This is a genomic window from Halomonas sp. M1 (assembly GCF_029581375.1).
Lineage (GTDB): Bacteria > Pseudomonadota > Gammaproteobacteria > Pseudomonadales > Halomonadaceae > Vreelandella.
The window spans coordinates 2043193-2064376 of the sequence record NZ_CP121119.1 but is presented as its reverse complement, the minus strand read 5'-3'; the positions used below and the strand labels follow the sequence as shown (position 1 = coordinate 2064376).

The window sequence follows — 21184 nt, the reverse complement described above, 5'->3', positions numbered from 1 at the left end:
CAACAACTGTTATAGCAACTGTTATAACAACAACCGCCGAATGTCGGTTAACACATCCGCTAGGAAGGCGGTAAAGCGCGCCGCATCCGCACCGTTAATGGCCCGGTGATCGTAGGAGAGCGACAGCGGCATCATTAAACGCGGCTGGAAGGTGCTGCCATCCCAGACCGGTTTCATCTGCGCTTTCGACACGCCTAAGATGGCTACTTCCGGCGCATTAACAATCGGCGTAAATGCTGTGCCACCAATCGAGCCCAGGCTCGAAATAGTGAAGCAGCCACCGGTCATGTCATCACGCTTAAGCTTCTTGGTTTGCGCTTTCTTGCCTAGCTCCGCCATTTCCTTGGCAATCTCAACCAAGGATTTTTGATCGGCGTTGCGCACTACCGGCACCATCAGGCCGTCCGGCGTATCCACCGCAATACCGATATGCACGTAGTTTTTCCACACCAGGGTTTCACCGTCACCCTTCAAGCTGACGTTAAACTGGGGGAACTTACGCAGTGCAAAAGCACAGGCTTTGACCATAAACGGCAGCGGCGTTAGCTTGGCACCTTGGGCTTCTACTTCCGCCTTCATGGCTTTGCGGAAGGCTTCAAGCTCGGTAATGTCGGCTTCATCAAACTGGGTGACGTGTGGCACATTGAGCCAGCTGCGGTGCAGGTTGGTAGCGCCCGCTTTCAGCAAGCGACCCATCGGCTTCTCTTCCACGTCGCCAAACTGGCTGAAGTCGACCTCTGGAACGGCGGGAATGCCCGCGCCGCCGGTGGCTGCTGGAGCTGCTGCCGACGCGTTGCCTTGGTTAGCAATCGCTTGCTTCACGTAGGCCTGCACGTCCTCTTTGAGTACGCGCCCTCTTGGGCCAGTAGGTGTAACAAAACCAAGGTCAACGCTTAGCTCGCGGGCCAGCATACGCACCGCAGGGCCAGCATGAACCAGCTTGCCATCGCGAGGCTTGTGAGACGCCATTTGCGCTTCAGGGCTGGGCGTTCCAACGGGTGACGCTGCTCGGGTTTCTGTCACAGGCGGCGTTGTGTGCGGTGCCGTGGCCGTTTCTTCCGCAGGCTCGCTGGCCGCAGCAGGTGTGTCTGCTTGGGCGGGCGCGTTGTCGTCGGCATCGTCTTCACCGGCAATTTCCATTTGGCCGATGACGTCGCCTTCAGATACCGTGTCGCCCTCTTTGACGGTGAAGGTCACGATCTTGCCGCTGTAAGGACTCGGCACGTCCATAGAGGCTTTGTCGGACTCTAGCGTAATCAGCGTATCTTCTGCACTTACTTCATCGCCTGCGCCTACGGCAACTTCGATGATCTCGACGTTGTCAGAGCCACCCAGGTCCGGGACTTTGATATCCACGGTTTGCTTGCCGCCGCTGGCTTTCTTCGGCGCAGGGGCCGCTTCTGGCTGCTTGGCAGGCGCTTCAGGCTGGCTTTTTTCAGCGGCAGCTTCCGGCTCGGCATCGCTCTCACCGCCGCCTTCGACTTCCAGCTCAACGATGTCGTCGCCTTCGGAGACGGTATCGCCTTCTTTGACCAGCACTTTAAGCACCTTGCCGCCTTTCGGGGCCGGTACATCCATGCTGGCTTTGTCGGATTCCAGAGTGATCAGGGTGTCTTCCGCTTCAATGACGTCGCCTTCTGACACCGCAATCTCGATGATTTCGACATCGGTATCCCCACCGATATCGGGAACTTTGATGATTTCGCTACTCAAGGTCGCGCTCCTTCCAAATCGGTCGAGCCGACGGGCGTCTGCCCGCCGGGCTGCGGTTTAGCTGGTCAGTGGGTTGGGCTTGTTGGCATCGATGCCGTACTTCTTCAGCGCCTTGCCGACGTGCTTGCGGTCTAGCTCGCCCCGATCGGCCAGCGCCTTCAGTGCGGCCACGGTGACGAAGTAGCGGTCAACTTCGAAGAAGTAACGCAGCTTCTCGCGGGTATCCGAACGACCAAAGCCATCGGTTCCCAGTACGGTGTAGTCGCTGGGTACCCAGGCACGCACTTGATCCGCATACAGCTTCATGTAGTCGGTGGAGGCAATCACCGGGCCATCGCGGCCTTCCAGGCACTTCGTGACGTGGGGCTTGGCGGCCTCGTCATCGGGGTTCAAGAAGGCTTCGCGCTCCAGCAGCAGCGCTTCGCGGCGCAGCTCGTTAAAGCTGGTGACGCTCCAAATGTCAGCACCAATGCCCCAGTCGTTGGCCAGAAGCTCGGCGGCCGCTTCGACTTCGCGAAGGATGGTGCCGGAGCCCAGCAGTTGAACGCGACCTTTGTCACCCTGGGTTTCTTTGAGCAGGTACATACCTTTGACGATATCGTCGGCGGGTACGTTTTCCAGTGCGGGGTGCTCGTAGTTTTCGTTCATCACCGTCAGGTAGTAGAAGCAGTTCTCTTTATCCGTGAACATGCGCTTCAGACCATCCTGAACGATAACCGCCACTTCATGAGCATAGGTCGGGTCGTAGCTGCGGCAGTTGGGGATGGTCGATGCCTGAATCAGGCTGTGACCATCCTGGTGCTGCAGGCCTTCACCGTTGAGCGTGGTGCGCCCGGCAGTGCCACCGACCATAAAGCCACGCGCCTGCAGGTCGCCGGCGGCCCAGGCCAAATCACCAATCCGCTGGAAGCCGAACATCGAGTAGTAGATGTAGAACGGCAGCAGGGTGACGTTGTTGTTGCTATAAGAAGTGGCGGCCGCAATCCACGCCGACATGGCACCGGCTTCTGAAATCCCTTCTTCGAGAACCTGACCTTTCTGGTCCTCGCGGTAGTACATGATCTGGCCTTTATCGACCGGCTCGTACTTCTGACCTTCCGAGGTGTAGATACCTAACTGACGGAACATGCCTTCCATGCCGAAGGTGCGCGCTTCGTCAGGAATAATCGGCACCACGTTCTTGCCAAGCTGCTTGTCTTTCACTAGACCATTGAGAATGCGCACAAACGCCATGGTAGTGGAGACTTCACGGCCTTTGGAGCCGCCCATCTGGGAAGCAAATGTCTTGTCTTCCAAGCTGGGGATCTCCAGCGCCTCAAAGTCGCTGCGGCGGCTCGGCAGGTAGCCGTTGAGACGCTCGCGTTGCAGGTGCATGTACTTGAGCTCGGGAGAGTCGTCTTCCGGCTTGTAGTAGGGCACGTCTTTAAGCTGTTCGTCGGTGAGCGGAATGCCGAAGCGGTCGCGGAAGGTGCGCAGCGCTTCGTACTCCATGCTCTTAACCTGGTGGGACTCGTTGGCGGCTTCGCCGTCGCCGCTGCCCATGCCGTAGCCTTTTACGGTGTGCGCCAGAATGACCGTGGGCTTGCCGTTGGCCTGGTTAACCGCTTCATGGTAGGCCGCGTAGACCTTGAACGGGTCGTGGCCACCACGGTTGAGCTTCCAGATATCCTCATCGGAGAGGTCTTTAACCATTTCTTCGGTTTCGGGGTACTTACCGAAGAAGTTCTCACGGGTGTAAGAGCCGCCGTTGGCCTTGTAGTTCTGGTACTCGCCGTCGACCGCTTCGTCCATGCGTTTTTGCAGGACGCCCTTTTTGTCCTTCTCGAACAGCGGGTCCCAGTGACGGCCCCAGACCACCTTGATCACGTTCCAACCGGCGCCGCGGAACACGCCTTCGAACTCGTCCATCACGCGGGAATTACCGCGAACCGGGCCGTCCAGGCGCTGCAGGTTACAGTTGATCACGAAGATCAGGTTGTCGAGGTTCTCACGGCCCGCCAACGAGATCGCGCCCAGAGATTCCGGCTCGTCGCACTCGCCGTCGCCCATGAAGCACCAGATCTTGCGGTCGTGCATGTCTTTCAGCTCACGGTGATGCAGGTACTTCATCACGTGGGCTTGGTAGATCGCCTGAATGGGGCCAAGGCCCATGGAGACGGTGGGGAACTGCCAGTAGTCCGGCATCAGCCACGGGTGCGGATAGGACGAGAGACCATCGCCATCGACTTCGCGGCGGAACTTGTCCATCTGCTCTTCCGACAGGCGCCCTTCCAGGTAAGAGCGCGCGTAGATACCCGGCGCGACGTGACCCTGGATGTAAATCAGGTCGCCTTCAAAATCGCCTTTGGGGGCGCGGAAGAAGTGGTTAAAGCCCACGTCGTATAACGTTGCCGATGACATAAAGCTGGCGATGTGCCCGCCCAAGCCTGGGTTAGCGCGGTTGTTGCGGATGACCTGGGCAATGGCGTTGTAGCGAATCAAAGAGCGGATACGACGCTCCATGAACAAATCGCCAGGCATCGGTGCTTCGCGGTGAACCGGAATCGTATTGCGGTGCGGGGTCGTCACCGAGAAGGGTACCTTCATCCCATCCCGGCGCAGGCGATCCGCCAGGCGGGTCATCAGGTAACGGGCACGATCTTCGCCCTCACGATCCAGTACTGATTCCAAGGAGTCCAGCCACTCCGTGGTTTCGACTGTATCGAGATCTTCTCTTGTCTCCAGACTCATAGAGGTCTCTCCGAATGACGATAAAGGGTAAGCCTCACAGCCTGAAGGGTGGTCTCCGTTCAGGCTGTGGGAAAAGCAGTCATGCTAAGCGTGCGAGTAGTAAGTATTTGAAAAATTGAGTGTATGAAAACTTACTCTGCCATCTCAGCACGCACGTGCAGGCGAAAGCGCGCTATTTGAATGATTTGGTCAATGGCGGTTTGACGTTCAGTCGCTGCGTCGTTTTCAAGACGCGTTTCGAACGCAGCGAGAATGGCGTGGCGATCAAGCCCTTTAACGGCAATGACGAAGGGAAAGCCAAACTTATCTTGGTAAGCCTGATTCATCCGTTGGAAGCGCTCAAACTCTTCAGTCGAACACTGGTCTAGCCCGGCACCTGCTTGTTCACGGGTGGAGTCCTGAGTTAACTCGCCGGCCAAAGCGGCTTTTCCTGCGAGGTCAGGGTGAGCGCGGATAACGGCAATTTGTTCATCGATAGCTGCGTTGCGAAGCACTGCTCCCATAGTGTCTGCCAATACGTCGGCATCATCATGCTGGGTGGTAAGGCCCTGTTTCCAGGCAGTTTCTGCTACCCATGGCGAGTGTTCAAAGATATCACCGTAGTGGGCAAGAAAGGCTTCTAAACCGAGGCTGCTAGGACGGGCGGCGTTTAAAGTGTGCGGCATCGTATGCTCCAGTTGTATGTTTTTGTCTTTCTTATTGTATACAAGAAATATAGCTAAATGTACTCTAAGTAATGCCGTTATCGCAAAAAAAACGGTTGTTCACGCCAGCAGAAGCATTCGCGGCGTTGAAAAATGCGTCTAAAAACAAAATCAAACAAACGAGGTTTTCGCATGTTGAAGAGAAACCGTGCAGTGGCTAAGTATGTATCCGTGGTCACGCTTCTTGGCGGTATGTCGGCAGGTGCCCATGCGGCGACATGGAGCGATACGTTTGTGGGGTATCGCTATGGAACACAGTTTACGGAGCCTAATAACCCCGAGAATGTGGAGAAGCATATTCTCCAGTTCACCCATGTAAGTGGTTATTCACTAGGCCAAAACTTTTTCAATTTAGATGTTCTTCAATCCAGCAGTGACGACCCTGCCAATAACAGTGATTCAGGGGCAACAGAAGCGTACCTGGCCTACCGTCATCAACTTCATGCCGGGGGGGTATTTGATGAACCGCTCGCGTTCGGGCCAGTGAGGGATATGGCGCTGACCTTTGGGTTTGACCTAAACACCAAAAACACCGGCTTTGCGCCGCGTAAGCGCCAACTGCTGGTTGGGCCAACGTTTAAGTTTGACGTACCGCGTGGCTTTGTCGACCTAAGCCTGTTCTATAGCCGTGAGTGGAACCATTGTGGTCTACCGCCCTGTGGGCTACCGGAAAACCAGAACAGCATCTCCTTTGATCCTTATTACCAAATCAATTTGGCTTGGGGGCTACCGTTTGAAGCCGCTGCGTTACCGCTAAAATTTCAAGGCTTCTATAGCTACAACGGTGCGAAAGGTGACGACTACTTTGGTGACTCGACCAAACCTGAGCAGTTAATGCGCACCTCACTAATGCTGGATGTAGGGCAGGTTGCATGGGGGGCGGAAAACTCTCTATGGGCAGGTGTTGGCTATGAGTATTGGCGTAATAAATTTGGCAACCACGACAAGCCCGGTGTAGATACTGATGCCATGACGTTTAATCTAGAGTGGCATTTCTGATTATTCAGCACGACGCATAACGTTATGGGTATCACGTCGCTGGGGGCTTTAGGCCCCCAGCGTTACGTTTAAACGATCAACACGCCTGCATTATATGGTCTACAAAACGCCTTACCTTTGCTAGTTCTCCTAAGTGTTCGGGATACACCAGGTAATAAGCGCTCTCACTGAGCCTTTTATGCGGCCAAGCAAGCGTTAGCCGTTCGGCGGCGAGCTCTTCATCGACTATAAAGCGGGGCACTAATGCAACGCCGCCGCCCGCCATGGAGGTTCGCACCAGCATGGTAAACGTCTCAAAGCGTGTACCGTGATAGCTGCGATCCGTGGTAATTTTTTGGCCCGCAAACCAGTGATGCCAAGCATCCGGGCGGGTGGAAAGGTGGAGTAACGGTAGCTGTGCTAAGTCATCCACCGTGTGAACGGGGTGTTGAGCCAGCAGCGCAGGGGCGGCAACCGCCACCATTTCTTCATCGAATAATTTATGGCAGGCAAGGCTAGGCCAACTGCCATGACCGTAAAAAAAGGCGATGTCGATATTTTGCTGCTCAAGATCAAAGTCTTTTACCCGGTCATGAAACTCCAAGCTAATGCCGGGGTTAGTGGCTAAAAAAGCGGGCAATTTATCGGCTAACCAGCGGCTGCCAAAACTTGGCAGCGTCGCAATTTTCAACACCTCACTATTCCCGCTAAAGGTCATAATGGTGTGGGCCGACATCTCAATTTGAGTGAGCACTTTGCGAACATCGCTAAGAAAGATGGCGCCTTCAGGCGTCAGCAGCAAGCTTCGCCTTACGCGACGAAAAAGCTTGTGCTGCAGCAGTGTTTCAAGATGAGCGACCTGCTTGCTCACCGCACTTTGTGTGAGGCTCAGTTCATCGGCTGCACGAGTGAAACTCATATGCCGTGCCGCGGCTTCAAAGCACTGCATTGCCGCCGTTGAGGGAAGGTTACGAGATGCCAAACAAAATGCTCCTGCTGATTTATGCACTGTCTTGATGTTTCACCACCCCGGCGAGGAGTGGAGCAGTAACGAGCAGTGCTTATATCTCAAATGTTGAGTATACATTCCTGTTAGGCATGCATTCGGCTATTTTTTTCGTTTGTGATCCGTCACGTGTACTTGTTTTGATAAGTGTATTAAACGGACATTGAGAGCCATAACATGACCCAAACAGACCTTCTTTCAACCAATGATGTTCGCGACCGTTTCTCTAAAGCTATGTCGGCCATGTATCAAGCCGAAGTGCCGCAGTACGGTACGCTTCTTGAACTTGTCGAGCGGGTTAACCAAGAAACCCTTAGCCAACAGCCTGAGCTGCAACGCCGCCTGGAAGCGCAGGGTGAGTTGGCTCGTTTGAGCGTAGAACGCCACGGGGCCATTCGCGTGGGAACCGTCGAGGAGCTTTCCATGCTGCGCCGCCTGTTTGCCGTGATGGGCATGTATCCGGTGGGCTATTACGATCTTTCTGAAGCGGGGGTGCCGGTTCATTCAACCGCTTTCCGGCCTATCGAAGATGACGCTTTGGCGCGGAATCCTTTCCGTGTTTTTACCTCGCTACTGCGTTTAGAGCTTATCGAAAGCGAAGCACTGCGCCAGCGCGCAGCAGCCATTTTGGCGAAGCGGGATATTTTTACCCCTACGGTGCGCGAGCTAATTGAGCGCTATGAAAGCCAGGGCGGGTTAACCAGTGAAGAGGCGGATCAGTTCGTTAAGGAAGCGCTTGAAACTTTCCGTTGGCACCAAGATGCCACGGTAGATCTAGACACGTACCAAGCACTACACGATGAGCACCGCCTGATTGCCGATGTGGTGTGCTTTAAGGGGCCGCATATTAACCATCTCACGCCGCGCACCTTAGACATTGATGAAGTTCAGCGCCGTATGCCGGAAATGGGTATGAATCCTAAAGCGGTGATTGAGGGGCCTCCGCGTCGTGAGAGCTCAATTCTGCTCCGCCAAACTAGTTTTAAAGCGCTTGAGGAGTCTATCCGCTTTGCTGGCGATACGCAGGGGACTCACACAGCACGCTTTGGTGAAATTGAGCAGCGTGGTATGGCGCTAACACCGAAGGGTCGTGCCCTTTATGACCGTCTACTTAATGAAGGACGAAAACAAACCGCAGGCCTGGGTAACGACGACCACCAGGCGGTAATGAATAAGGTGTTTGCTGAATTTCCTGATAATGACGAGGCGATTCGGCACCAGCAGCTGGCCTATTTTCACTATCACCTGACCGATACTGGCCGAGCCTTTAACGGCAGCGTTGAGAAAAATATGGATGCGCTGGTAGAACAAGGTTTGGTGGAAGCACAGCCCATCACCTATGAGGACTTTCTACCGGTGAGCGCCGCCGGCATTTTCCAGTCTAACTTGGGCGGTGCACAAAATGACGCCTACGCAGCCAACGCTAACCGCGAAGCCTTTGAAGAAGCGTTGGGCGCCCAGGTGACCGATGAATTGGCACTCTATGCTGAACGTGAAAATATGTCTAAAGAGAACGTATTGGCACGTTTAAAAGCTAATACGTAGTTTGTGATTAACGTACAGCATAAGGATGTGCTGTATTTATTGTTTTAATTCATGGGTTAATGCCTGGAAATTAATATAATTATCTAGCGTATAAAAACATTTATGTATTTGCTGTTGACGCGAGTGATATAGAAGCGCAGACTGCCTGTAGTTGGTTAGCAAGTCGAACGTTGTCAGCAGTATCGAAGCATTTTAGCGTTGAGCCTGGTGAAAGTTTCTTGTTCTACCCTCTGTAACTCGGGTATTTCCCCGGCATTAATTTCGCTAAATCGAGGATTTCGATCATGGCAACTGGTACCGTAAAGTGGTTTAACGACACTAAAGGCTTCGGCTTTATTTCTCCTGAAGTTAGCGGCGACGATTTGTTCGCACACTTCTCCGAAATTCAAGCAGATGGCTTTAAATCCCTGCAAGACGGTCAAAAGGTCTCTTTTGACGTCACCCAGGGCCAAAAAGGCCTTCAGGCTTCTAATATCAAGGTTATGGAATAAACCCCATATCACGATATTAGCTACCGACTAGATCGGTAAGCTTAAAACCCCGCCAAGTGCGGGGTTTTTGCGTTATTGCCTTTTTGGTTAGACTTTCAATCTCGGTTATTAAGTGTGTTTTTATTATTTAATAAACCAATGGCTTTAAATAGTGATAGGCGCTGTAAGAGAGGCATTTCGCTCTACCTACCTGTTATCTAATTCATTCATCAGCTTAGATATGTTTTTGGCGGAGCTGCCTGTGTCGTCAGCAAGTTTTCGCACGTTATCAGCTACTACAGCAAACCCTTTACCAGCCTCGCCAGCACGCGCAGCCTCTATGCCGGCGTTAATGCTCAATAAGCGCAGCATTTTTAACGTATGTACAATTTGTTCGGTTTCTGAGGCGATTCCACGGCTAATTGTCGCAAGCCGTTCCTCGTTTTGACGCCGTGCCTGGATATCGGTGACCACACCTTCCAAATAGATAACGGTGCCGTTTTCATCTGTAACTGCGCCGCCATACTCACTTACCCAGCGCAGGCTGCCGTCTTTATTTTTTAATCGATAGTCGGCTTGCCAGTTTTGTTTGGCATCAATGGCTTTTTCGATAGCCTGGTCAAGCGCCGCAGCGTCATCAGGATGAATTAGCTCTACATAGGATTGGTGGCGATTGTTTAGCAAATCCTCAACCGTATACCCAGTCAGGTCTTTTACCCGGCCCGTCAGGTTCAGCATTGTGTAGTGTTCGTCGTTTCGACAGCGATATAAGAAGCCGTTCATACGCGTAGCGATACTTTCATACACATTGTCGTGCTCAGACATTCGACGGTGACCTTTTCTCTTGTGTGGGGCGTAACTATTGCACTGTGCCGCCGTTGGGGGTTGTAGTCCAGCGTAGTGTGAAGCTGTCTAGATTTTAACCGGTTGATCAAGTGGGTTAACCGACTCGTTGTGGGCTTGAACTATTAATACTTAGGTACTTCTTTTTAGCAGTTTGAAGGAGGAATAATTTAGCGAATTTCCTGCATTGCTTGTGAAGGGTGTCATTGAGAAGATGGCGCTGAGTGGTGCAGGCAGCACACGGCCGTGGAGGACCCAGTATGAAGACTATGTCTAATATGGGGTTTGCTTTTTTTGGGGCAGCCCTGGTCGCGATTAGCTATGGGCTTGCGCGCTTTGCGTTTGGTTTGTTTGTGCCTTCCATTAGCGCTGAACTGGACCTGACCGCGTACTTGGTGGGCATTATTGGGGCACTGCCGTTCATTAGTTTTGTGCTGGCCACGCTGGTTGCCCCACTGGCTGCAGACCGGTTTGGTGCGCGTAACTTGGCGGTACTTTCTGGTGGCATTGGGGTGGCAGGGCTTGTTGTCATAAGCCAGTCAACCAGTGCGTTGTCGCTCGGTGTGGGTGTGTTCATCTGCGGCATCTGCACGGGGTTGATGATGCCCGCACTGACCGCTGCTATGCAGGCGTTGGTGAGCCGAACGATGCATGGCCGTGTCAGCTCAATCATGAACGCAGGCACCAGTGTTGGCATTATCGTCGCAGTGCCTACCGTCGTCTTCCTGGCGGATGCCTGGCGTTTTACCTACTCAAGCTTTGCCGTGTTAGCGGGCTTGGGGGTTGTTGCCGCATGGTACTTTATTCCCTCGGTCTCTCGAATTGTGCCAGCGAATGCTGCACCGCCACCGCCGATTACGCGACTGCAGTGGTCGCGCCTTATCCGGCTTTCACTGTTCGCCTTTGCTATGGGCTTTGTGGCGGCACCATACTGGCTTTTTGCCCCCGATTTGGCCGTTACTCTTGGCGCTTTGCCGCCAAACCAAACGGGTTGGCTCTGGTTTGCCGTGGGGCTTGCTGGGCTTGGGGGTGCCGTCGTGAGTGATTTGGCTGACCGCAATAACCCACCTATTACGCAAGCATTAATGCTGATGATGCTCTCTTCAAGCTTAGTGTTGCTGGCGGCTAGCCCAAGTTATTTAGCCTTGGCGATGTTTGCGGCCATGGTGTTTGGCCTTGCTTACATGAGCTTAACCGGGCTTTATCTGATGACGGGCATTCGGCTATTGCCGGGGCGGCTTGCCATGGGGCCGGTGTTGCCTTTTATGGCCTGTGCGCTGGGGCAAGCGGCAGGTTCCCCTGTGGTCGGTTTACTGGTAGATGGCTTTGGTTACGCTTATGCGTTCTCAGTATTCGCGGTAGTGGGTATCGTGATAGCGATTATATCGCCCGCTTACCCAGGCCATATTGATTACTGGGCGGACTTGATAGAAGAAGCTGCGGAAGAAGAATCACCCCAAGAGCAAGAGGAGCAGCCGGTTGCTGAAGAGACGGGCCTCCAGGCTGCGTACGATCACCAACTGCTGGATGAAAATGGCGACCCCCTTGAGGAACCCGTTGACCAAGAGGCCAGCGCGTCCTAAGGCGCTTCTGATTCACGTTGTGCGGTCGAAGGAACTATTGAAGCCAAATCGGCAGCTCTGGTGACGTCAGGGTTTTATCGCCGTTTTCCGCCATGGCTTGCCTTCACAGGTCGCATAATTTGCACAGTCGGCTAAGCAGCCACGGCAGGGCAGCCGCAGGGGCGTGGGTGAAGGAGGCGTTGGTTTTATGGGGGCTGTCATAATTTTGGCCTTTATAGCGGGCGGGTTTAAAGGGGGCTGCACGGTCAAAAGTTGGTGCGATTGCTTACCTTGATAGAAGCACTTTCATTCACTTTAGCACCCCTTGGTCTCGTAACCCAGCAGTGACAAAAGCGCGCTCCAGCGCAATCGTCGGCTGCATGCCACCCTGTTGCCTGCTATGGTCAAAAGCCGCTTCTTATTACCGAGCCTTTGCCCTTATGAGCCAGTACCCCAACCGCCGTGTGTTGCTTCGGTTATTAGGACTCCTGCGCCCTTATCGCTTGCGTCTTGCCTTGGCAGGCATGGCGTTACTGTTCGCCTCGGGCAGCGTACTGTTGTTAGGCAATGGGCTGCGCTTGGTGATTGACAATGGCTTTATGGCAGCAGACTCACGCGCACTGGCCAAAACGCTGGGGCTAATGTTAGGCGTGGTGGCGCTATTGGCGATGGCATCAGCGCTGCGCTACTACCAAGTGACCTGGATTGGGGAGCGCTTGGCCGCAGATCTTCGCCAGCGTGTTTTTGATCATTTGCTTAGCCTGGAGCCGAGCTTTTTCGAGAGTGCCAGTGATGGCCGTGCAGCGGGGGAAATTGCGTCGCGGCTTACCGCTGACACCAGCGTGCTGCAAAGCTTGTTTGGTTCATCCATTTCGCTGGCGTTGCGTAATCTGGTCATGCTGGTGGGTGCGGTGGCGCTCATGCTGATGACCCAGCCGTGGCTTTCGGCAATGGTGCTTGTGGGTATTCCCGCCACGCTACTGCCTATTGTGTGGTATGGCCGCCGCGTGCGACGGCTTTCGCGCACTAGCCAAGACCGCGTGGCGGAGCTTGGTCGCTATGCTGAAGAGGCACTCAGTGGCCTCCAAACACTCCAGGCGTTTAACCATGAAGCCGTTGATAAAGCCCGCTATGGTCAGCGTGTTGAGCAGGCATTTAGTAGCGCGGTGGCACGCACTCAACAGCGCGCCTGGCTAACCGGCGTTGCAATGTTGGTGGTGTTCAGCGGCGTTGGCTTAATGCTTTGGCAAGGTGGGCAGGCGGTATTGGCCGGAACAATGAGTGCTGGTGAGCTATCGGCATTTATATTTTACGCGCTGCTGGCGGCGGGTGCGGTAGCTACCTTGGCTGAGGTGGCGGGTGATGTGCAGCGCGCTGCGGGGGCGGCAGAGCGGCTGCTGGAACTGCTGGACACCCAGCCCACCATACGGTCCCCAGCCAACGCAGTGGCATTGCCAACCCCCACGCGCGGTGAGATCGCCTTAGAAAATATTCACTTCACGTACCCCGGGCGGGAAACACCGGCCCTTAGCGGCTTTGACCTGGACATTCAGGCCGGAGAGCGCGTGGCCATTGTCGGGCCCTCCGGCGCGGGCAAAAGTACTCTGCTGGGGCTACTGCTTCGCTTTTACGACCCCGACCAGGGGCGCGTCACGTTGGATGGCGTTGATATTCGTAGGTTAGATACTGCCACCTTGCGCAGCGCCCTGGGGTTAGTGGCTCAAGAACCCGTGCTGTTTAGTGGCTCGGTGGCGGAGAACCTCCGCTACGGTTGCCCTGAGGCAAGTGATGAAAGGCTTCGTGCGGCGGCGGAGGATGCCAGCGCCATCGACTTCATCAACGCGCTTCCCCAAGGGTTTAATACGCCCCTTGGCCCGGGCTGCGTGCAGCTTTCCGGTGGGCAGCGCCAGCGGCTCGCGATTGCCCGCGCGCTGCTTAAAAACCCGGCCGTGCTGCTGCTTGATGAAGCGACCAGTGCGTTGGATGCGGAGAGCGAGCGCCTTGTCCAGCAGGCGCTAGATCGATTAATGCTGGGGCGCACCAGTATTGTGATTGCCCACCGGCTAGCCACGGTGATTAACGCGGATCGCCTGCTGGTACTCAAAGAGGGGCGGCTTGTAGCATTGGGCACCCATGCTGAATTAATGACGACTAGCGCGCTGTATCGTCATCTGGCGGCGTTACAGTTTGGCGCAGAAACGCCGCCAGGAACCGAGTCGGTTTCATCCCCTGCGTAGCAGATGTCCTGGGGCAGGAGTGCCCCTTTTGTTGCTGGTTATCAACGGGATGCCCCACTAGCACGATGGGCGTTTTACCGGCGCTTTTTGGCAGTGTACATCGCGCTATCTGAATGCCTGAGGAGCGTGTCCGCATCGTCCCCATCAGCGGGGTAGCACGCCACACCGATACTGCAAGATGGCATGCTGATCCCACCGAATTCTGCGCCCAGCGGCTCGGCCAAGACGGTGAGGATCTGCTCTATCTTGTGTGTCACGGCTTCCATCGATGGGATATCCGTCAGCAGTACCGTGAATTCGTCGCCGCCCATCCGCGCGACGGTATCCGTTTCGCGTAGGCAACTTTCTAGTCGTTGCGCCACCGTACAGAGCACCCCATCCCCTATGGCATGCCCATAGGTGTCGTTTATCGTTTTGAAGTCATTCACATCCAGGAAAAGTACCGCGAGGCTATTCTGGTGACGCCGGGCTGTGCTCAAGCCGGAGACTAATCGATCATAAAAGAGCGACCGATTGATTAGCTTCGTTAATGGGTCGTGATGCGCGAGAAAACGTAATTCATCTTCGGCTTGTACGAGGGCCGTGACGTCCCGGGCAACGCCGATACGCACTTCCTCGTCTTCATACCAGCGAGCAGACCATAAAATGTGCACCGTACTGCCATCCTTGCGGAGGTAGCGGTTGCGGAAATCAACGTGAGGCTGGCCGCTCATGACGCGCACAATGGACGCTTTGGTGAGCGCGAGATCCTCAGGGTGCATGTAACGGGTGATTAAGGTGCCGACCAGCTCATCGGCACGGTAGCCAAGCAGCGACTCGCAGGCGTCACTCACAAAGAGAATCTGATTGTCTCCATCAACCACGAAGACCGTGTCCAGCATCAAGTGAACTAGCTTGGGGTAGAGTGCTTGCAGGTCAACGGGCATAGGCTAATCCGGTGAACATTGTTCGATGGCGGCTAGTCGTCAAGTAGCGCTAAGCATCTTGAGAAAACAGATCATAACCCATGGTTCAAACCCTAATACGTTGACCAGACAAAGTAAGACTATTAGCGGGTTAAGCTCACTAGCTCCATCATGAACTGAGAACGGTATGAAAGTCGTCATGGAGCACAAATACATGAAGACCGTATCAGTTGAGAAGCACGCTTGAAAGAGCTACGTAACCGCAGGGCTTAGAACAGGGTTAATAGCCGCCCTAGCGTTTCCATGCCATGTTCGCTGCGTGTGGTCCACGGGTGGCCATAGCTTAATCGTACGCAGTGCCGGAACTGCTGTGTTGCTGAAAAAATCGGACCGGGCGCTAAGCTAACGCCATGATCGAGCGCCATGTTAAATAAGCGCAGCGAATCTACTGCCTCAGGAAGCTCTACCCACAAAAAGTAGCCGCCAGCAGGGCGAGTGATACGCGTTTGGGTGGGGAAGTAACGATCTGCGGCTGCCAGCATGCTGCCTTGTTGGGCTTCTAAAGCGTGGCGAAGCTTACGTAAATGGCGATCATAACCGCCGTGCTGCAAATAATCGGCAATGGCTGCCTGGGCGGGCACGGAAGGCGAGATGGTTGTCATTAGCTTCAGCCGAGCAACGGCCTTGGCGTAGCGGCCACCGGCTACCCAGCCAACGCGGTAGCCGGGTGCCAAGCACTTCGAGAACGAGTTGCAGTGAATAACCAGCCCCTCATCATCATAGGCTTTTACTGGGGTAGGGGGCTTGCTTCCAAAGTAAAGCTCGGCATACACATCATCCTCTAACATGGGGACTTGGTGCTGTTTTAACAGCTGGTAAAGGGTCTGTTTTCGCTCATTACTTAGGCTGGCACCGAGCGGGTTTTGTAGATGGCTCATAAACCAACAGGCTTTGATAGGTAGCGACGCCATTCGCTCTGCTAACACCTCAAGGTCGATGCCCTCCCGCGGATGAACCGGAATTTCCACCGCACGCAATTTCAGCCGTTCTAGGACTTGCAGGCTGGCATAAAAAGCCGGGGACTCAACCGCTACTAAATCGCCTGGTTGGGTTACGCACTGTAGAGCTAGATTGAGCGCTTCCATTGCACCGTTGGTAATAACCAACTCCTCCATAGGCAGCGTAATACCGCCCAGCATGTAGCGCAGCGCAATTTGTCGACAGAGGTCGATATGCCCCGTTGTCATATTGGCCACCACCTGCTGGGGCGAAAGAGCACGTAGCCCCCGGGACATACTAGTGCTCAATCGAGAGAGCGGAAACAGCTCAGGGCTGGGGAATGCGGACCCAAAAGGCACTGTTTGGTCGTCTTGCAGCGAATCGAGTACTGAGAATACTAGCTCACTTACTTTTACGTCCGCTGGGGCGGCGGGCTGCAACGTCACACGTGGTTCGCCCAGCAGGCGCCGGGCATGCTCACGAACAAAATAGCCTGAGCGTGCCCGCGCGGTGATGAGGCCGCGGTTTTCAAGTAAGTAGTAAGCCTGAAACACCGTGGATGGACTAATGCCATGATGGAGGCTGGCCTGACGAACGGAAGGAATGCGCTCCCCAGGGCCCAGGACACCCTGGCGAATTAGCGCGGCTATCTCATTGGCAAATTGTTCGTAGCGTTTCATGGGATAAACCGTCTGTTTAGCACAGTGTTAGGTAGCACGGCGTAACGCTCTGCGGTAGGGAAGTACCACTGTGACGCAGTTGAAAAATTTAAAACAGGCTCAACTCAGGCAATAAAAAGCATATCAGATGGAGGTTTATAGGCGGGAATGCCTCAACTGATCCGCAATATTTCTCTAAAACTGCGCCTGTTTGTCATCCGGCTTAGTGGGGATAGTAGTGGCTAATCATCGGTGACGCCCCTCGACTGTCTAGACCTCCACTCCTTCTTTTCTGGATATCGGTATGACGCAACGCATTCCACTGCACAACCTAACCGCTGAGGCAGCGGTTGAGCATCACTCACCTTCGTCTCATGCTTCCCGTCACTACGCTTCTAGCAACCCTCCTTCCCCTAATAAGCCCCCCACGCTTGGGCATATTTATGTACGAGAAATAGGTGGTTTTTTTCAGCGCATCCGGCGCCGCTCAAATTGGTTGTTAATGGCCCTCTATTTTGGTTTGCCATGGTTTAATTGGGGGGATAGGCCGCTGGTATGGTTTGACCTGTCTGCCCAAGAGTTCCATCTGTTTGCGGCGACGTTTTACCCACAGGACTTTATCTTGCTGACCTGGATATTAGTGCTGTGCGCGTTCGGCCTGTTTTTGATCACCGTGGTGGCTGGGCGTGTATGGTGTGGCTATAGCTGCCCGCAAAGCGTTTGGACGTTTCTATTCATCTGGTTTGAGCACCGCTTGGAGGGGCCGCGGCATCGTCGCATACGCCGGGATAAAGCGCCGCGGCGTTTGGTGACTCTATGGCGCAAGAGCCTTAAACATACGGCTTGGCTGCTCATTGCCTTGGCAACGGGGATTGCTTTCGTCGGTTACTTTACGCCGATTAGAGAATTGGTAGTGGATGTTGTCAGCCTGACGGCGCACCCCTGGGCGCTATTTTGGATCGGCTTCTTCACGGTTTTTACGTACCTTAACGCGGGCTGGCTGCGCCATCAGGTATGCCTGCATATGTGCCCTTATGCGCGTTTTCAGTCGGCAATGTTTGATGCCAATACACTGATCGTTTCTTATGATGCCGTCCGCGGTGAGCCGCGCCGCAAACACCCCCAGACGGGCACAGAGACATCCCGCGCTGGCGACTGCATCGACTGTGAGCTGTGTGTTCAGGTCTGTCCGACAGGTATCGATATTCGTGATGGCCTGCAGTACGAATGTATTAGCTGTGCCGCGTGTATCGATGCGTGCGACAGTGTGATGACGCGCATTGACAAACCGCTTGGGCTTATCCGATATACCACAGAACGTGCGCTGGAGGGTCAACTGACACGCTTCTGGCGCCCTCAGCTGCTTGTGTATGCCGTAGCGCTGCTCTCCATGGTGGTGCTGCTCGTCGACTTTTTGAATACCCGTGTACCCATTGATGTTGACGTAGTTCGGGACCGTCAAACGCTGTTTGAAAGCACGGCGGAGGGGCGCATTATCAATTACTACAATTTGACATTGCGTAATCAAGATAGCCAGACACATCGCTATGCGTTATCAGTATCGGGGTTGCCGGGGCTGCGCTTGCAGGGGATGGACACCATAGAGGTAGGCGCTAACGAGACACGCAGCTTAAGGGTCGCCTTAACGGCAGATGCAGCTGACCTGACACAGCCTAGCCACCCTGTCGAGTTGCGCTTCATCGCGCTAGGTGACCCTTCGATAATAAGTGCTAACGAAACCCGATTTTTAGGGCCTATGGTGAAGTAGTCGCTGGCGATTAAGCATCAAGCTAAGCATCTAACGACTTGCACCACTGTGACAACGGCGCCTACCAAAAGGCGCCGTTGTCACTCTATTACTCTCTCGAAATGTTCACCCTTTGAGAGCATCGCGATACCACTAATACACTAAGCTACGTTTAGCTACTTAGGTTAGATATCTTTTTTAGCCAGTATCAATTGGTTACGCCATAAAAATAGCAACCTAGCTAATTATCAGGGACTATATGGAACTATAGAGAGTTTACTATGAATCATCGTGACATTGTCCAAGGTCGATCATGTACACATCCAACCAATTTTCGCTCGATACGTTCCCAGTGGGATGCATGATTACCGACAGTAAGCGACGCATTCTTTACTGCAACCGCTATCTTGAGGAGTATCACGGCTATTCAACCGATGAGCTGTTGGGCGCCGATTTGTTTACCTTGCTGAGTAAAGCGTCACAGATTATGTATGACACTTATTTAGTGCCTATTTTGGTGCGAGAAAGAAAGTGCCATGAAATCCGGCTGTGTATGGTGAGCCACTGCAACACTGCTTTGCCGATAGTGGTTAGTATTTTGTGCGATGACAGCGCTAACGGAAAATTTTTCTGGAGTATTAGCAGTGCCCGCCGCTCTGATCGATTATTTGAGGAGCTGACGGAAACCAAGCAGCTGCTTGAGCAGAAGGTGTCTTTACTGCGTAGGATCTCTGATACGGATCAGTTAACGGGCCTGCCTAACCGTACTGCTATGGCTAAGCATCTTGATCAGAAAATTATCGAACAAAAAAAAGATGATATGGCATTTGCACTTGCGTTTGTGGACCTTGATGGCTTCAAAGAGGTCAATGACCGCTATGGGCATCATGTGGGTGACAAGGTCATTCAGCTCGTCGCCAAGCGTTTAGCCAGTAATCTAAGAAGTGATGACGTAATTGCCCGCTTTGGCGGTGATGAGTTCGTTATTTTTTTAAATGGTCGCTTTAGTGCGCGCTTAGTAGAGGAGTCGCTTTCGCGGCTTATTAACAAGCTTGCTGAGCCCTTTGAGATAGACTCCGTATTGTTAACGCTTTCAGCCAGTATCGGCGTTACGTTATACCCGCAGTCGAAAGAGGTTGAGCCGGATCACTTGATTCGACAAGCTGACCAAGCGATGTATCAAGCTAAACTGTCAGGCAAGAATCAAATCTGCTTATTTAATGTGGACAATGAACACGTTCAACAAAGTAAACAGTCAGAACTATCTGCTATTAAAGCGGCCATGGAGGCTAACGAGTTCGAGCTTTACTACCAACCTAAGATCAACATGCTGACCGGGAGAGTGCTGGGGGTTGAAGCACTCATACGCTGGAACCACCCCAGTGAAGGGTTAAAGGCACCGGTAACTTTTTTGCCCGTGCTCACTAATACCTCTACGGGCGTAGCGTTAGGGCGGTGGGTTATTACCAGTGCACTTCGCCAGCTGCAAACCTGGCTTCAACAGGGCCTAGATGTACACGTCAGCGTTAATATCGACGGGTATCACTTGCAGCACTCCCACTTTCTTCATGATTTAAGCAACATACTTGCGGACTTTCCAAGCTTACCTAAGCAGCGGCTTGAGCTTGAAGTGCTTGAAACAAGCACTATCGAAGATGTGGGGCATGTCTACTCCGTGCTGAATGCTTGCAGAGTGATGGGAATCCGAATCTCGCTAGATGATTTTGGCACAGGCTATTCTTCTTTAAGCCATCTCAGAGATCTCTCGGTCGATACGCTCAAAATTGACCGTAGCTTTGTGCAGAACATGCTGACCAGTACCGGTGACCGAGCCATCCTAAAAGGGGTGATTGGTTTTGCGCGAGCATTCGAGTGTGATGTAGTTGCTGAAGGTGTTGAGGCGCTAGCGCATAGCCAACAGCTTATTGAGTTTGGTTGTGAGTGTGGGCAGGGGTATTTTATTGCTCATCCTATGCCTGCTCAAGACTTCCCAGACTGGATGGATGAGTGGCATCAGCAAGGATTTAAAAAGAAGTTTAACCGTAATGTTATTTGACGTAAGGGAGTGGTTTTAGCGTGCTATCGAAAGAGCAGGTGATGCTGCGCAATAATGTAACGGTTATGGGGTCTGGCGAGAAAATGCTAATGCTAGCCCACGGTTTTGGCTGTGATCAAAGTATGTGGCAATATATTGCACCCCATTTAAAAGAGCGCTACACGCTAGTGTTATTTGACTATGTAGGGTCAGGTCACTCGCAAGCATCCGCTTTTAGTGAATCACGCTATAGTACGCTGGAAGGCTATGCCCTCGATGTAAACGAGATATGTGAAGCGCTAGACCTTAACGACGTGCATTTCGTAGGACACTCGGTTAGTTCCAGTATTGGCTTGCTTGCCGCTATTGCTAGCCCAGAGCGTTTCGCCAGTCACGTCATGATTTGCCCATCGCCCTGTTTTTTAAATATGCCGCCGGGCTATTACGGTGGTTTTGAAAAACACGACCTTGAAGAGCTGATTGATCTTATGGGGCGCAATTATATGGGGTGGGCTAATTACCTAGCACCCCTTGTAGTGGGAGGTGAAAACGCACCGGTATTTATTGATGAGCTTTCAAGCAGTTTTTGTTCTACCGATCCGGTGTTGGCGAAGACATTCGCGAAGGCTACGTTCTTTTCAGACTATCGCCATTTACTGCCACAAGCACAGCACGCTGCGCTTGTGCTTCAAAGCCAAGATGATGCGCTTGCCAACCCGGAAGTCGGTCGTTACATCCATGCGCAGATGCCTCAGAGCACGCTGCGCATAATGGAAAGCGAAGGGCACTGTATCCACATGACACACCCAGCGCTTGTTTTGCGAGAAATTCAGGCCTGGCTCGATGACTAATCGCTGTCATTTTGCAGGCACAATGGGCTGCTTTTAAACAAGCTCGCGCTTTTCCTTACGTGCTTGGCGGCGGTCTTGAAGTACGGCCCGGCAGATAACGAACAAAACTCCCAGTGTTAACGCTGGCCAAATGAGCACATAAAACGCAAAGGCAGTTGTCATAGCGGTAAATTCCTTAGTGGCGAGTGCGGCGCCATTGG

At 53.4% G+C, this 21184-nt stretch carries 16 protein-coding genes; 8 read left to right on the top strand and 8 right to left on the bottom strand.

The window, feature by feature from the left end; translation table 11 throughout:
• Positions 1-21 precede the first annotated feature (21 nt).
• The 3 genes from aceF to uraD all read right to left on the bottom strand — a co-directional run bounded on the left by aceF (position 22) and on the right by uraD (position 5108).
• Positions 22-1713: a dihydrolipoyllysine-residue acetyltransferase gene (gene aceF / locus P8S54_RS09375; RefSeq protein ID WP_281441524.1), complete on the bottom strand. Its 1692-nt coding sequence runs from the start codon at positions 1711-1713 to the stop codon at positions 22-24.
• Positions 1714-1770: 57 nt separating this feature from the next.
• Entirely contained in the window at positions 1771-4443 is a 2673-nt protein-coding gene (aceE, locus tag P8S54_RS09370; protein WP_281441523.1) for a pyruvate dehydrogenase (acetyl-transferring), homodimeric type, read from the bottom strand.
• Between the two features lie 131 nt (positions 4444-4574).
• Positions 4575-5108 (bottom strand): 2-oxo-4-hydroxy-4-carboxy-5-ureidoimidazoline decarboxylase, encoded by a 534-nt coding sequence (uraD, locus tag P8S54_RS09365; protein WP_281441522.1) that lies wholly within the window; start codon positions 5106-5108, stop codon positions 4575-4577.
• Positions 5109-5279: 171 nt separating this feature from the next.
• Between uraD and P8S54_RS09360 the strand changes: the two genes are divergently transcribed.
• Positions 5280-6146 (top strand): hypothetical protein, encoded by an 867-nt coding sequence (locus P8S54_RS09360; RefSeq protein WP_281441521.1) that lies wholly within the window; start codon positions 5280-5282, stop codon positions 6144-6146.
• 76 nt (positions 6147-6222) lie between these two features.
• Here P8S54_RS09360 and P8S54_RS09355 read toward each other — a convergent pair whose 3' ends face one another.
• Positions 6223-7107, bottom strand: a complete 885-nt coding sequence (locus tag P8S54_RS09355; RefSeq protein WP_281441520.1) for a LysR substrate-binding domain-containing protein — start codon at positions 7105-7107, stop codon at positions 6223-6225.
• 201 nt (positions 7108-7308) lie between these two features.
• Here P8S54_RS09355 and P8S54_RS09350 point away from each other — a divergent pair, with 201 nt between their 5' ends.
• Both P8S54_RS09350 and P8S54_RS09345 read left to right on the top strand, forming a co-directional pair.
• Positions 7309-8676 carry a VOC family protein gene (locus P8S54_RS09350; protein ID WP_281441519.1) on the top strand — a complete coding sequence of 456 codons (1368 nt, stop codon included), beginning with the start codon at positions 7309-7311 and terminating at the stop codon, positions 8674-8676.
• A 284-nt stretch (positions 8677-8960) separates the two neighbouring features.
• The gene (locus P8S54_RS09345; RefSeq protein ID WP_009099216.1) at positions 8961-9167 is read left to right on the top strand and encodes a cold-shock protein; all 207 of its coding nucleotides are present in this window, start codon (positions 8961-8963) and stop codon (positions 9165-9167) included.
• Between the two features lie 186 nt (positions 9168-9353).
• Here the strand turns inward: P8S54_RS09345 and P8S54_RS17230 are convergent, their stop codons facing one another.
• Positions 9354-9971, bottom strand: a complete 618-nt coding sequence (locus P8S54_RS17230; RefSeq protein WP_348651265.1) for a PAS domain-containing protein — start codon at positions 9969-9971, stop codon at positions 9354-9356.
• Between the two features lie 278 nt (positions 9972-10249).
• Here P8S54_RS17230 and P8S54_RS09330 point away from each other — a divergent pair, with 278 nt between their 5' ends.
• Both P8S54_RS09330 and P8S54_RS09325 read left to right on the top strand, forming a co-directional pair.
• Positions 10250-11572 carry an MFS transporter gene (locus P8S54_RS09330; protein ID WP_281441518.1) on the top strand — a complete coding sequence of 441 codons (1323 nt, stop codon included), beginning with the start codon at positions 10250-10252 and terminating at the stop codon, positions 11570-11572.
• A gap of 419 nt (positions 11573-11991) precedes the next feature.
• Positions 11992-13788: an ABC transporter transmembrane domain-containing protein gene (locus P8S54_RS09325; RefSeq protein WP_281441517.1), complete on the top strand. Its 1797-nt coding sequence runs from the start codon at positions 11992-11994 to the stop codon at positions 13786-13788.
• A gap of 74 nt (positions 13789-13862) precedes the next feature.
• On the opposite strand, the gene P8S54_RS09320 is transcribed toward P8S54_RS09325, so the two are convergent.
• Both P8S54_RS09320 and mapR read right to left on the bottom strand, forming a co-directional pair.
• Positions 13863-14714: a sensor domain-containing diguanylate cyclase gene (locus P8S54_RS09320; RefSeq protein ID WP_281441516.1), complete on the bottom strand. Its 852-nt coding sequence runs from the start codon at positions 14712-14714 to the stop codon at positions 13863-13865.
• A 248-nt stretch (positions 14715-14962) separates the two neighbouring features.
• The gene (gene mapR, locus P8S54_RS09315) at positions 14963-16372 is read right to left on the bottom strand and encodes a GntR family transcriptional regulator MpaR (protein WP_281441515.1); all 1410 of its coding nucleotides are present in this window, start codon (positions 16370-16372) and stop codon (positions 14963-14965) included.
• Positions 16373-16655: 283 nt separating this feature from the next.
• Between mapR and ccoG the strand changes: the two genes are divergently transcribed.
• From ccoG to P8S54_RS09300, 3 genes are all read left to right on the top strand, one after another.
• Entirely contained in the window at positions 16656-18119 is a 1464-nt protein-coding gene (gene ccoG / locus P8S54_RS09310) for a cytochrome c oxidase accessory protein CcoG (protein ID WP_281441514.1), read from the top strand.
• A 292-nt stretch (positions 18120-18411) separates the two neighbouring features.
• Entirely contained in the window at positions 18412-20154 is a 1743-nt protein-coding gene (locus tag P8S54_RS09305; RefSeq protein ID WP_281441513.1) for a GGDEF and EAL domain-containing protein, read from the top strand.
• Between the two features lie 41 nt (positions 20155-20195).
• The gene (locus tag P8S54_RS09300) at positions 20196-20984 is read left to right on the top strand and encodes an alpha/beta hydrolase (protein ID WP_281441512.1); all 789 of its coding nucleotides are present in this window, start codon (positions 20196-20198) and stop codon (positions 20982-20984) included.
• 33 nt (positions 20985-21017) lie between these two features.
• Here the strand turns inward: P8S54_RS09300 and P8S54_RS09295 are convergent, their stop codons facing one another.
• Positions 21018-21146 carry a putative transporter small subunit gene (locus tag P8S54_RS09295; RefSeq protein WP_281441511.1) on the bottom strand — a complete coding sequence of 43 codons (129 nt, stop codon included), beginning with the start codon at positions 21144-21146 and terminating at the stop codon, positions 21018-21020.
• Positions 21147-21184: the final 38 nt, after the last annotated feature.